The organism is Bacillus sp. TH19, from assembly GCF_016651075.1.
GTDB lineage: Bacteria > Bacillota > Bacilli > Bacillales > Bacillaceae_G > Bacillus_A > Bacillus_A mycoides.
In genome coordinates this window covers 1,541,558-1,554,116 of sequence record NZ_JAEKEO010000007.1, presented here as the reverse complement: position 1 = coordinate 1,554,116, position 12,559 = coordinate 1,541,558, and the positions used below count along the sequence as shown (strand labels likewise).

Genomic DNA, 12,559 nt, shown 5'->3' with positions numbered 1-12,559 from the left:
GGCTTACTTCGACTCCTTTTCTTTGTAAATTTCATATTGTTCAGCTAAGTTGTAAGGCATTTTTTCGTACATGATTTCCATTAAATCAGTAACTTTTTGTTTTGGAGCTTGGTCAGCCTTAGCAATTGCTTGTTTGATATCTTCTTTTGCTTCTTCGATAACTTTCTCTTCAACTTCTTGAGACCATAGGCCTTTGTTTTCTAAGAATGCACGGAAGCGTACGATTGGATCTTTTTGTTCCCATTCGTTTTCGATATCTTTTGTACGGTAACGAGTTGGGTCATCACCAGCCATTGTATGTGGACCATAACGGAATGTTAAAGTCTCGATTAAAGTAGGACCTTCGCCATTTACTGCGCGCTCACGAGCGAAAGCAGTTGCTGCGTATACAGCTAATGGATCCATACCGTCTACTTGAATTCCGTAAATACCTGCTGCTACTGCTTTTTGTGCTACAGTTTTAGCTGCAGATTGCTTTTCTACTGGAGTAGAGATTGCATAACGGTTGTTTTGTACAACGAAGATTGCTGGAGCTTTGAATGCACCCGCAAAGTTCATACCTTCGTAGAAGTCACCTTGTGAAGCACCACCGTCACCAGTGTAAGTAATTGCAACAGATTTTTTACCACGTAATTTCATACCTAACGCAACACCAGCAGTTTGGATGATTTGCGCACCGATAATGATTTGTGGAGCAAGTGCATTTACATTCTCAGGCATTTGGTTACCCATGAAATGTCCACGAGAGAATAAGAATGCTTGGTATAATGGTAGACCGTGCCACACTAATTGTGGAACGTCACGATATCCTGGTAAGATGAAATCTTCTGCTTCAAGTGCGAAATGACTTGCTAATTGAGAAGCCTCTTGTCCAGCAGTTGGTGCGTAGAAACCTAAACGTCCTTGACGGTTTAAAGAAATAGAACGTTGATCTAGTACGCGAGTATACACCATACGGCGCATTAATTCTTTTAATTGATCATCAGATAATTCAGGCATAGCTGCTTCATTCACAACTTCGCCTTTTTCATTTAAAATTTGTAATGTTTCAAATTGAGCTGCGATAGCTTTCATTTGCTCATCAACATTAAATAGGGTCTTTTTTGTTTTAGTACCCATTCCGTTCACCTCTTCCTCTCTTGAACCATATTCTGAAACGCTTTCACTATCTATTAGCTAGACTGAAAGCGCAACAATGTAAACCAACAAATTTGTTTGTCGGTTGAGAATAATTTTGTGTACCTAACAATCTGTACTAATGTTTTTTCAAAAACATATTAATACAATCTTGATCACGTTTTTTAGTTTACAACTATTCTAATTACGATGTCAATTACTTTGAATACGTTTTTTTATAAATAATATGCCGGTTTCCTCTACACAAACGTGTTTTTATTTTTCACATCTGTATTAGTAAGCAATAACCTGCTGTTATATTATTCCCTTTTTAACTTATTTTTTCTCTTAGAATAATATGTAAACGATTTAATTCTCCTTAGTTTTTCTCTCTTCTCAAGAAAATTATACAAACACTTCTTCCTTTTATAGGTAAATACCTATACATTTCTGATCCTTCCTCCATACATTATAGTAACCGCAGTATTAGCGGGAAATGATAAAGGAGGTCATCTCATGTACGGATACTCATATTGCTATCCAACAACTTGTTCATATCCTTCCTACGGTTATGGCGGTTCTTGTGGCGGATCTGGAAGCGGCTTCGCCTTAATCGTTGTGTTGTTTATCCTTTTAATTATCGTTGGTGCTGCTTGCATTCGCTAATTAATGTAAAATGAAACAACTATGGAAAGAAACAGACGGCTTTGCCGTCTTTTCTTTTTATTACATAACTTATCTGTAGAAGATTTGTTTCCAAGTAGCTCTTCCTTACTTGCCGATGACTTTTTTTATCTCCTTTGGTAGACTAAAGGAGAAAGGAGAGATTACATATGCTTACAATGAATGAGGTAATTCGTGAAGGAAATCCTATTTTGCGCGACGTCGCAGTAGAGGTCTCCTTACCTGCTAGCGAGGAAGATACAAATACTCTTAAAGAAATGATTGAATTTGTAATAAATAGCCAGGACCCTGAAATGGCTGAAAAATATAATTTACGCCCCGGAATCGGATTAGCGGCTCCGCAAATCGGTATTTCAAAGAAAATGATTGCGGTTCATGTAACTGATACGAACGATACGTTATATAGCTACGCATTATTTAACCCAAAAATCATTAGTCATTCTGTTGAACGTACATATTTACAAAATGGTGAAGGCTGTCTATCTGTAGACCGTGAAGTACCTGGTTATGTCCCTCGTTACACGAGAATTACAGTAAAGGCAACAACGATTAACGGTGAAGACGTAAAACTGCGATTAAAAGGTTTACCAGCAATTGTATTCCAACATGAAATCGACCATTTAAACGGTGTTATGTTCTATGACCATATTAATAAAGACAATCCATTTGTGGCTCCCGATGATTCAAAACCTCTCGAGCGATAATAATAAAAAGGCGGAAGTTAACCTTCCGCCTTTTTATTATATGAAATGGGTTCCACACTTACTTATAACAAGCCAGCCCACTTTAATCCGTGATAAATACCGTCTTCATTAACATCTTTTGTCACATAATTAGCAAGTTTTTTCAAATCCTCATGACCATTCCCCATCACAATGCCCGTTCCTACTGCTTCAATCATTTCTAAATCATTTAATCCGTCCCCAAATGCATATACTTGTTCACGATTAAATCCTATTTTCTCAATAAACTTCTCAATCCCTTTTGCCTTAGAACCACCATTAGGGATAATATCCATTGAATATGCATGCCAGCGTATAAAATGAAAATCTGGATAATGATGAATAAACTTTTCTTCTTCGTTTACTTCACAAAAAAGAAGCGTTTGATAAATATCGCGTTTCTCATAAAAATCAGGTTCATATGCCGGATGATCGAATTGTAAGCTTCCAAAACCTTCTTTTACATAATCATGATATTCCACTGACGCTCTCATTTCTTGATGGTCAAGATATACAAGTGGATATCCTTCTTGTTTTGCAAACTGAGTAAACTTATGTAGAGCATCAGGATGTAATGGATTATTAAATAATACCTCATCCTCAAATACAACATACTGCCCGTTAAAACTAACATAATTATGTATATTGAGTTCCTCACGAATATCTTCAAACATAAATGGCGCACGCCCTGTCGCAATCGCTACATGCACACCTTTTTCTTGTAAATCTCTTACTGCATCTCTTGTAGATTGCGGAATTTTCTTATCATGATCTAATAATGTTCCATCAATATCAAAAAAGACAATTTTATCATTCATTTGTCAAAATCCTTTCTGGCACTCTATATTCCTATTTTGATTATCACTTTTCAAATTTCAAAAAAAGTATAACATATTAAACATCTGTGAAGAAAGCGTTCACTTTCTGACCTTATTTATGAAATGTGCATATACTATTAGTGAAAAAATGTGGATACTTGTTCGGATGAATTTTCTTTTCTATTCTTCCTCATACTATATCTATAACTAACGGCTACTAATCGTTACTACAAGATAACTTACACTATACTAAAAAGAACAAGATTCACTATTCACTTCTAATCTTCTTTCTTGTATGGGAGACAGAGTTATCATTAGTAATATGCATGTTTTAAATAAGGAAAGGAAGGAGTAATCATGCTGAAGAAGCTGAAGAAAAAGCTCAAGCGTTATTTAAACGATTTAGTCCGTAAGAAGACAATCGCTTAAATTGTGCCCATTTCGGGCTTTTTCTTCATTCTCATTCGAAAAAACATGAAAATCGTGACTGTTTGCTTTATAATAAGTAACAGATAATGCAAAACATAGACAAGGAGAGGTTTTCCAAATGATTTTTAAAGTATTTTATCAAGAAAAATTAACTGAGGTTCCAGTACGTGAAAATACAAAAGTTTTATATTTAGAGGCTACGTCTCAAAAGGATGTTCGTAAAAAATTAAATAAGTTCGCATATAATATCGAGTTCGTTCAGTCTGTTACTGGTGCTCATCTTGAATATGAAAAACAAAACGCTGATTTAATATTAGCGGAGATCGTATAGTCATATGAAATTCCTAAAAAATGATCAAGCTGCCGTTTTTGCCCTCGGTGGTCTTGGTGAAATCGGTAAAAATACATATGCTGTTCAATTTCAAGATGAAATTATTATAATTGATGCTGGAATTAAATTTCCAGAAGACGAACTCCTCGGGATCGATTATGTAATACCAGATTACACTTATTTTGTGCGAAACGAAGATAAAATTAAAGGATTATTCATTACACATGGTCACGAAGATCATATCGGTGGAATTCCTTATCTATTACGTCAAGTAAACATTCCAATTTACGGCGGAAAATTAGCAATTGCCCTAATAAAAAACAAATTAGAAGAGCACGGATTACTTCGTAAAGCAAAACTTTATGAAATTCAAGAAGATGATGTTATTAAATTTAAAAAGACATCTGTTTCCTTCTTCCGTACAACTCACAGTATTCCGGATTCATACGGAGTTGTTGTGAAAACACCTCAAGGACAAGTCGTTCATACAGGTGATTTCAAATTTGATTTCACACCAGTAGGTGAGCCAGCAGATTTAACAAAAATGGCCGAAATCGGAAAAGACGGTGTACTTTGTCTCTTATCTGATAGTACAAACAGTGAAGTGCCAAACTTTACGATGTCTGAGCGCCGCGTTGGTGATAGTATTCAAGATATATTCCGCAAAGTAGACGGTCGTATTATATTCGCAACCTTTGCATCGAATATCCATCGCTTACAACAAGTTGTTGAGGCTGCTGTTGAAAACAATCGTAAAGTAGCTGTATTCGGTCGAAGTATGGAAGCGGCTATTGAAATCGGACAAAACCTTGGTTATATCCGGTGTCCAAAGGATACATTCATAGACACAGCTCAGCTAAACCGCCTACCAGCTAATAAAGTTGTTATGTTATGTACAGGTAGTCAAGGGGAACCGATGGCAGCACTTTCACGTATTGCCAATGGTACACATCGTCAAATTCAAATTATCCCTGGCGATACAGTTGTTTTCTCTTCTTCACCAATCCCAGGCAATACAATTAGTGTAAGTCGTACAATTAACATGTTGTACCGCGCTGGTGCTGATGTAATCCATGGTAAACTCTCAAATATTCATACGAGTGGACACGGTGGACAAGAAGAACAAAAGTTAATGCTACGTCTTATTAAGCCGAAATATTTCATGCCAATTCATGGTGAATATCGTATGCAACGTATGCATATGAAATTAGCGAATGATTGTGGTATTCCAGAAGAAAATTGTTTCATTATGGATAATGGAGATGTTCTTGCTTTACGTTCTGATGAAGCAAGCGTAGCTGGGAAAATCCCATCTGGCTCTGTCTATATCGATGGAAATGGTATTGGAGATATCGGTAATATCGTATTACGTGATCGTCGCATTCTTTCTGAAGAAGGACTTGTTATTGTAGTTGTAAGCATTGATATGAAAGAATTTAAAGTTGCAGCAGGACCTGATATCATCTCGCGTGGTTTCGTTTATATGCGTGAAAGCAGCGATTTAATCAACGATGCTCAAACATTAATTACAACACATTTAGAAAAAGTAATGGAGCGAAAAACAACACAATGGTCTGAAATTAAAAATGAGATTACAGACACATTAGCACCATTCCTATACGAAAAAACGAAACGTCGTCCAATGATTTTACCAATCATTATGGAAATATAAGAAAAAGGACAATGCCTCCTCGGCATTGTCCTTTTCTCTTATCTTAAAAAATGCTTAAAACGATCTACTTCATCGTCATGACCAATTACAATTAATATATCTCCCGCCTGAACGTTTTCTGTAGCTCGAGGAGATACGATAACTTCTTTTCCACGTTTAATTGCTACAATGTTCAAACCAAACTTCGCACGAATATCTAATTCAATTAAAGAGTGCCCATCAATTTTTTTATTTGCGATAATCTCTACAATACTATGCTCATCTGAAAGCTCTAGGTAATCTAACACATTACTTGATGCGATATTATTAGCAATCCTTTTTCCCATATCTCGTTCTGGATGCACAATATGATCTGCCCCTATTTTACTTAACACTTTTTCATGATAGTCATTTTGAGCTTTTACAGTAATATTTTTCACACCTAATTCTTTCAAAATTAACGTTGTTAAAATACTTGAATTCAAATTATCTCCAATAGCAACGACTACATGATCAAAATTACGAATACCAAGACTTTTTAATACCATCTCATCTGTTGAATCTGCAATTACAGCATGCGAAGCTATATTTGCAAACTCATTAATTTTATCCTCATCTGAGTCAATTGCCATTACTTCCATACCTAATTGAGCTAATTCACGGCAAATACTTCCACCAAAACGGCCAAGCCCAATAACAGCAAATTCTTTCTCTTTTTCGCCCACAGGAATTCCTCCAATAACATCAAATACTATGTACTTTTATTGTAACATACTTTAAATTCGCTACAAAAACCTGTACATACTTCTTATTTTTGTTTTTGCATATAAAAATACTGTTGTAAATAAAACGCGATACCGAAAATTAACATACCAAATACAAATATATTTCCAAATGAACTAAATGTTTCAAAAACGAACAATAGCGTTTCTTGTCCGAAAAAAGCAAATAAAAGTTGTGTAAATGCGAATAACAGTGCCAATATGTAATGATGTTGATGGAATAAATAATGTGTTGCGCCTAAAAAAGCTACAAGCGAAACAATGAAGATCCACCAAGTTTCTAAAAACAATTGCCAATTAGTAAATTGATATCCATTTACTAATATCGCAATAATCCCTATAACTGCCATCGTCGGCACACTCCATAATAATGCACGCCCTCTAAAGAAGTGCGCACCTTTTGCATCTCCTTTTTCATTTGCGATGTATGTTAGCACGACAGTACTTATATACAAAACAGAGAGGATTGTTAAAACAATGATAAGCCAAAAATGTAATTGATAATATTCATGTTCTATATTCGTCACAATTGCAGCTAACATACATGGAATAAACATCCCTGTCCAACCATCTATTTTTCTTTCGTTCCAAAACACCGTATTACCAATCCGAATTCCTAATAGCATAAAAATAATGATACCTAGTACAAATAACGTAGTCTTATTCCCTACTAAACTCGTCGAGAAAGCAATTAATCCAATAAATAAAAAAAGAACAAATCCATTCATAATTTCTAGTACAGGTGACAAATATCTTTTCACCCATTTGTATGTTTCTTCATATTCACTATTATTTGCTAAACGATAGGCGTAAAAACTTATCCCAAAATAAACCGCCGCAATAATAACATATGCATATAAGACGAAACATAAAATCGCACTGCTAATTTGCACGTAATTCCCCACCCTTTTTCTATGTATCACATTGATTTTACACACTTTTCATACTAAAAGTAAACATATATAGGGTAGTTAAATAATTATCTTCCCTATTAGCAATAATTAATAATGAGCAGTGGCTAAAAACCCCCTGCTCATTATTAAGACGTCAAATTTAACTTTACTCATTTGTATGAAGATGTCTAACACGAACGAATACGAAAGATGTTTTCGTCTCTGAACTAAGAAGTCCCCACTCTAAACTATTGCACAATTAGCGAGTAAGTTCACTTTCTATTTCCCTTCCACTTCACATATTGATTTAAAAATACAATTGCTTTCTCAATAACCTCTTCGTCTGGTTTTAATTTCGCATGATGTAAACCATATTCTGAATTTACTCCAAGCCAAAACATAAATCCAGGTATCTCTCGAAGCATATAACCAAAGTCTTCACCTGTCATTGCCTCCGTACACGTAATTACGTCCATAGTCGTTTGTTCACGTGTAAATTGCATAAACTCTCTCGTTAGCTCCTCATGGTTATACACTTGATGATACATCGCTCCGTAGTCAATAACAGCTTCGCATTGAAAAGAAGCTTCTATTCCCGCAACAATTGCCTCAATTCGGCTTTTAACACGTTTCATTGATTCCACTGATAGCGTTCGAATTGTTCCTTCTAAACGAGACTTTTCTGCGATAATGTTTTGAACTGTACCACCTGTAATTTTCCCAATTGTAATTACCGCACTGTCAAGAGGGTTCACATTACGACTAATAACTGATTGAAGTTGTGTAACGAGATGACTCGCTGCAACAATCATATCATTTGCTGTATGCGGATATGCAGCATGTCCACCTTTTCCTTTTAAATCAACGTATAGCTCTGATGTATTCGCAAATAATAAACCTTCTTTTGTCGCAATTGTTCCCACAGAGTATTCAGGCGCAATATGAAGTCCAAGAATCATATTAGGCTTCCATTCTTTTAACTCATCGCTTTCTAACATAGGAAGTGCACCACCTGGACCTTCTTCAGCTGGTTGGAATATAAACACAAGATCATCATCTATTCTTTCGCTTACAGCCGCTGTTAGAAGTCCTAAACCGATTGTTGCATGCAAATCATGTCCACATGCATGCATCATTCCTTCATGGACAGAAGAGAATTCATATCCAGTTTCCTCTGTAATTGGTAGACCGTCTATATCTGCACGATAACCTATTATTTTTTCTGGATTTTTTCCATTTACTTTAACAATTACACCTGTTTTCCATGTTTTCACTTCCAAATATTCATTAGGAAGCGTTCCTATATAATCTAAAATATACTGTTGTGTTTTCCACTCTTTAAATCCGATCTCCGGAATTTTATGTAAATCTCTACGAACTTGGACAAATTTGCTTACTGTCATTTTTGCACCTCTATCTATAAAAAGCGTAAGAGCACATTCATGCTCTTACGCTTTTTATTTTTTATTTCTCTGGGTTTAATTGACGAAGCTCTTGTTTAATTTCAGTTTTTGCTTTTGTCTTCTCATCAATTTCTTTAATTACACGTGCCGGAGTTCCCGCAACAACTGTATATGGAGGCACATCTTCTGTTACAACAGCTCCTGCTGCTACAACTGCACCTTTACCTACTGTAACGCCTTCTAGAACAACTACATTTGCACCAATTACAACATCATCTTCAACGATAACTGGTTTTGCAGAAGGTGGCTCAATAACACCGGCAAGTACAGCACCTGCACCTACGTGACAGTTCTTACCAACTGTTGCACGTCCACCAAGCACTGCGTTCATGTCGATCATAGTACCTTCACCAATTACAGCACCGATGTTAATTGTTGCATTCATCATGATAACAGCGTTGTCACCAATTTCTACATGGTCACGAATAATCGCGCCTGGCTCAATACGAGCTTTAATACCTTTTAAATCAAGCATTGGAATTGCAGAATTACGACGGTCATTCTCAACTACATAGTCAACAATGTGCTTGTTATTTTCATCAAGAATTGTCTTAATTTCAGACCATTCTCCGAATAATACACCAGATTTTTTATTTACAAATGCTTGTACTGTTTCAGGGAATGTTACCTCTTTTAAATCCCCTTTTATGTATACCTTTACAGGAGTTTTCTTTTCACTGTTTTGAATAAACGAAATAATTTCGTTAGCGTCCATCATTTTCATTCTTGTTGCCTCCTAAATCCATTTATAATGTTACTCTACCAAACGATAGAGCGAGTAGCAAGACAATAATCTTATTTTTCCATTTGAATTTCTTCTATAATTTCTAAAAATGCTTGTACTTGCTTCAACTGCCTTGCAGAGTCACTCGTCAATAACCATGTTTCTCTCGTTAATTGAACAGGTGTTTTATACATATTTTCCTGCACTTCTTTTAAAACAGTCGAAGGTAAAAGAGCATAGCCTATTCCATTTAAAACAAGCTGTTTGCACGTTTCAATTTGGTCAACTACAATCGTTCGCTTAGGTGGATTTGAAAATAATCCATACCACCAATTTTGTATTTGTCCATAGTAGGTCGAATCACTTTTAAATTGAATAAATGGTCTATTTGTCTCTTTTAACATCGAAATATCTTTTATTTCTTTATCAACTAAATATAATTCATCTTCAAATAATTGTTGTTTCTGCCCTTTGTATTCTTGTGATCCTCTCAGTATAGCAACATGAACGTCTCCTTCATAAAATTGCTTTTGCACTTCACTACTCCAGCCAGTAAACAGAGATATCTTCACAGAAGGATACTTATGCACAAATTTTTTCAAAACAGGTGGAAGCCAATATTGCCCAATGACTGATGCAACAGCTATTTTTAACGTACCGTATGTTTCGGTTCTAAAAAGAGCCAGTTCACTTTTAATACCCTCTTCCCGTTGTAACATTTCTTTTGCATAATTTGCAACTTTTTCCCCTTCAGGTGTAATTGTTAATCCTTTTTGTGAACGAATAAAAAATTTCATTCCCCATTGTTTCTCCATAGATTGTAATCGTTGACTAAGCGCAGGTTGGGAAACAAATAAACGTTCCGCCGCTTTTCTCATATTTGATTCCTGAGCTAACACAACCATCATTTGAAAATCATCAATTTGCAACTTTCTCCCTCTTTCCTTAGCTTCCATACACCTAATTTTAATAAATATTTCATCCTTAATTTAATTGCATACTTTTATACATTAGAACGGTTTGTTAGTTCAAACTTTTCTTATGCTTTATGTCTTTTTAAATATAATACATACACAACTGATATGCACGAAAAAAAGTGACTTCGCCTTTTCTGTGAAGTCACTTTCCCTACGTTATCGATTATGCTGTCTCACTTTTTTATTCAACAATTTTAAAATAGCCCGCCGTGTTAAAATACCCTCGAAGTAACCTTCTTCATTGACAGCGCAAATAAAAGGATGATCAATTGTCATTTCTAAAGCTTTTGCAAAAGAATCTTCTAACATAAGAACTGGAATCTCTTCCTTCATCACTTGTTCCACTTTCATATTCTCAAGTCTTTCAAACTCAATGCGCTCTAATCCTAAAATACCATCTAAAATCATAGCAGTACTAATTAACCCATGTAATTTATACATAGGGTCTAAAACAGGAATCGCCGAATATCCAGATTTCACAAGAACGAGTAAAGCATGTTCTAGACCATTCCCTATTTGTACATGTGCTACTTTATCTGATGAAATCATTAAATCCTTCACAAGAATTTGTTGAAACTCGTCTTTCGGAATACTAATCATGTTACATCCCCCATTTTCCCTTTTTCCTGCTAATATTCTCCGATCCTATTCACATTTTATGATAGCGTTTTCATATTATTATTTTGTCCTGACATTCTTCTAATAAAAATAAAAATACATAACTATTTTAGCATATAACATAAAAAAAAGACTACCATTCCGGTAGTGCTTAAAACCCTTTATTTTTTAATCGGTAAAACAATCTTGTGATTTTTTTATATTGCGTCACATCTGTCTGTTTTAAACCATTCTCAATGTCTGTAAGCTCCACCGCTAAAATTTCGCTCGCGTAATTTTGCTGAAACAGAATATCCAACAATAAATTTTCTTCTTCTCTTGTTAAAACAAATTCCTTTTCCATATGCTCCTCTCCTTGCACTCGCATCATCACTCTCATTATATAAATTTTTCAGTCTATTTAACAGATGTAATATTCAGTTTTTGTTAGAAATACTTAACGACTGCGAATATATAGACATCATTTCACATTATTTCGTATATCTGTTTGCATAACTAAATGCCGCATAAGCATCTGGTTTAATTTTTGCTGTTAATCCCATTGCTTGAATTTTCATCGTCATATCTAAAATAAATTCTTTTGTTAAACCATCATTCCCGATATCTAAATGAATTTCCATTATGAATCCTGCTCCATCTTGAGCGTATGGGTGCAATAAATCCCATATCGCTTGTATATGATTGGGAGTAAATAGATAGGCGATTTCTTGACTAAACTGTGTTTCTAAATATATTTTCTCTCGCAACGTTGCTGGCTTATTTTTCACTGATTTATGATGCAAACATCCCCATGCTCCTTTTCCAACACGATGAATATGTATCGCTGTAATAAACCTCGTATCCTTTTGATGCGCTTGTGAGTCTGTCCCAATAGATAATCGATATAAATTTCGCGGATCCTTTTCAATGAAACTACAAATACGGTTAAATACCATATCAAAATTCAAATGTCTCTCTGAAACATTATAAAATGTATGCTCACCGTCCACATAGTCACGTCCTTTCAATTAGACAGACTTTTCGTATTCTCATTGTATGGGACAAAAACAAAAATTATAACTTACTACCCTTTATTCGTTTCAATATTTCGAATTACATAATTACAAAATCTACATGTATATATTACATTTTGATTAGACTGGGCGGTTAATACGTGATTAATTTCAGCATGACTGTGACAATTAGGACAAATAACAATCGGTAAGCGTTCCATCCTTTGCACCTCCTATTAATATTTACTATCATTGTAGGAAAAATAAAAAATTCCTATACATATACATTTGTAAAAACTCTTTTATTTAATCGCGACTTAAATTACAACTTCTACTACCTATATAGCCCATTAATTAAT

The 12,559-nt window shown here is 35.0% G+C and carries 15 protein-coding genes; 4 read left to right on the top strand and 11 right to left on the bottom strand.

The genetic code is table 11. From position 1 onward, the window contains the following. Positions 1-3 precede the first annotated feature (3 nt). Complete coding sequence (gene pdhA / locus JFU54_RS11935; RefSeq protein WP_000536893.1) at positions 4-1,119, bottom strand: pyruvate dehydrogenase E1 component subunit alpha; 1,116 nt, start codon at positions 1,117-1,119, stop codon at positions 4-6. Between the two features lie 513 nt (positions 1,120-1,632). Here pdhA and JFU54_RS11930 point away from each other — a divergent pair. Then, positions 1,633-1,782: a YjcZ family sporulation protein gene (locus JFU54_RS11930; protein ID WP_002014847.1), complete on the top strand. Its 150-nt coding sequence runs from the start codon at positions 1,633-1,635 to the stop codon at positions 1,780-1,782. 167 nt (positions 1,783-1,949) lie between these two features. Further along, on the top strand, positions 1,950-2,504 hold the full coding sequence (def, locus tag JFU54_RS11925; RefSeq protein WP_201064504.1) for a peptide deformylase: 555 nt from the start codon (positions 1,950-1,952) through the stop codon (positions 2,502-2,504). Between the two features lie 62 nt (positions 2,505-2,566). Here def and JFU54_RS11920 read toward each other — a convergent pair whose 3' ends face one another. Beyond that, a complete protein-coding gene (locus JFU54_RS11920) occupies positions 2,567-3,340 on the bottom strand; it encodes a Cof-type HAD-IIB family hydrolase (RefSeq protein ID WP_002033835.1) in 774 nt (257 codons plus the stop codon). Between the two features lie 547 nt (positions 3,341-3,887). Between JFU54_RS11920 and JFU54_RS11915 the strand changes: the two genes are divergently transcribed. Together JFU54_RS11915 and rnjA are read left to right on the top strand one after the other, a co-directional pair. Beyond that, positions 3,888-4,100: a DNA-dependent RNA polymerase subunit epsilon gene (locus tag JFU54_RS11915; protein WP_000576436.1), complete on the top strand. Its 213-nt coding sequence runs from the start codon at positions 3,888-3,890 to the stop codon at positions 4,098-4,100. 4 nt (positions 4,101-4,104) lie between these two features. Continuing rightward, complete coding sequence (gene rnjA / locus JFU54_RS11910; RefSeq protein WP_002033834.1) at positions 4,105-5,772, top strand: ribonuclease J1; 1,668 nt, start codon at positions 4,105-4,107, stop codon at positions 5,770-5,772. Positions 5,773-5,810: 38 nt separating this feature from the next. Here the strand turns inward: rnjA and JFU54_RS11905 are convergent, their stop codons facing one another. The 9 genes from JFU54_RS11905 to JFU54_RS11865 form a co-directional block, all read right to left on the bottom strand. Further along, positions 5,811-6,476, bottom strand: a complete 666-nt coding sequence (locus tag JFU54_RS11905; RefSeq protein WP_000504033.1) for a potassium channel family protein — start codon at positions 6,474-6,476, stop codon at positions 5,811-5,813. Between the two features lie 83 nt (positions 6,477-6,559). Further along, positions 6,560-7,426: a hypothetical protein gene (locus JFU54_RS11900; RefSeq protein ID WP_002014843.1), complete on the bottom strand. Its 867-nt coding sequence runs from the start codon at positions 7,424-7,426 to the stop codon at positions 6,560-6,562. Between the two features lie 272 nt (positions 7,427-7,698). Then, positions 7,699-8,829 carry an N-acetyldiaminopimelate deacetylase gene (locus tag JFU54_RS11895; RefSeq protein WP_002033831.1) on the bottom strand — a complete coding sequence of 377 codons (1,131 nt, stop codon included), beginning with the start codon at positions 8,827-8,829 and terminating at the stop codon, positions 7,699-7,701. A gap of 61 nt (positions 8,830-8,890) precedes the next feature. Then, a complete protein-coding gene (dapD, locus tag JFU54_RS11890; RefSeq protein WP_002014841.1) occupies positions 8,891-9,613 on the bottom strand; it encodes a 2,3,4,5-tetrahydropyridine-2,6-dicarboxylate N-acetyltransferase in 723 nt (240 codons plus the stop codon). 71 nt (positions 9,614-9,684) lie between these two features. After that, positions 9,685-10,569, bottom strand: coding sequence for a transcriptional regulator CcpC (locus JFU54_RS11885; protein WP_002014840.1), 885 nt, complete (start codon positions 10,567-10,569; stop codon positions 9,685-9,687). A gap of 177 nt (positions 10,570-10,746) precedes the next feature. After that, the gene (gene cbpB, locus JFU54_RS11880; RefSeq protein WP_002066926.1) at positions 10,747-11,190 is read right to left on the bottom strand and encodes a cyclic-di-AMP-binding protein CbpB; all 444 of its coding nucleotides are present in this window, start codon (positions 11,188-11,190) and stop codon (positions 10,747-10,749) included. Between the two features lie 169 nt (positions 11,191-11,359). Continuing rightward, entirely contained in the window at positions 11,360-11,551 is a 192-nt protein-coding gene (abbA, locus tag JFU54_RS11875) for an antirepressor AbbA (RefSeq protein WP_088040066.1), read from the bottom strand. Positions 11,552-11,678: 127 nt separating this feature from the next. Beyond that, the gene (locus tag JFU54_RS11870; protein ID WP_002033829.1) at positions 11,679-12,197 is read right to left on the bottom strand and encodes a ribonuclease H-like YkuK family protein; all 519 of its coding nucleotides are present in this window, start codon (positions 12,195-12,197) and stop codon (positions 11,679-11,681) included. A 74-nt stretch (positions 12,198-12,271) separates the two neighbouring features. Next, positions 12,272-12,421, bottom strand: a complete 150-nt coding sequence (locus JFU54_RS11865) for a hypothetical protein (RefSeq protein ID WP_002033828.1) — start codon at positions 12,419-12,421, stop codon at positions 12,272-12,274. Positions 12,422-12,559: the final 138 nt, after the last annotated feature.

What these genes read in the sequence shown, in the direction of transcription:
- def (WP_201064504.1), top strand. Translation starts at nt 1,950, where the DNA reads ATGCTTACAATGAATGAGGTAATTCGTGAAGGAAATCCTATTTTGCGC.
- abbA (WP_088040066.1), bottom strand. Translation starts at nt 11,551, where the DNA reads ATGGAAAAGGAATTTGTTTTAACAAGAGAAGAAGAAAATTTATTGTTG.
- JFU54_RS11895 (WP_002033831.1), bottom strand. Translation starts at nt 8,829, where the DNA reads ATGACAGTAAGCAAATTTGTCCAAGTTCGTAGAGATTTACATAAAATT.
- JFU54_RS11885 (WP_002014840.1), bottom strand. Translation starts at nt 10,569, where the DNA reads ATGGAAGCTAAGGAAAGAGGGAGAAAGTTGCAAATTGATGATTTTCAA.
- rnjA (WP_002033834.1), top strand. Translation starts at nt 4,105, where the DNA reads ATGAAATTCCTAAAAAATGATCAAGCTGCCGTTTTTGCCCTCGGTGGT.
- JFU54_RS11920 (WP_002033835.1), bottom strand. Translation starts at nt 3,340, where the DNA reads ATGAATGATAAAATTGTCTTTTTTGATATTGATGGAACATTATTAGAT.
- pdhA (WP_000536893.1), bottom strand. Translation starts at nt 1,119, where the DNA reads ATGGGTACTAAAACAAAAAAGACCCTATTTAATGTTGATGAGCAAATG.
- JFU54_RS11865 (WP_002033828.1), bottom strand. Translation starts at nt 12,421, where the DNA reads ATGGAACGCTTACCGATTGTTATTTGTCCTAATTGTCACAGTCATGCT.
- JFU54_RS11915 (WP_000576436.1), top strand. Translation starts at nt 3,888, where the DNA reads ATGATTTTTAAAGTATTTTATCAAGAAAAATTAACTGAGGTTCCAGTA.
- dapD (WP_002014841.1), bottom strand. Translation starts at nt 9,613, where the DNA reads ATGAAAATGATGGACGCTAACGAAATTATTTCGTTTATTCAAAACAGT.
- JFU54_RS11930 (WP_002014847.1), top strand. Translation starts at nt 1,633, where the DNA reads ATGTACGGATACTCATATTGCTATCCAACAACTTGTTCATATCCTTCC.
- cbpB (WP_002066926.1), bottom strand. Translation starts at nt 11,190, where the DNA reads ATGATTAGTATTCCGAAAGACGAGTTTCAACAAATTCTTGTGAAGGAT.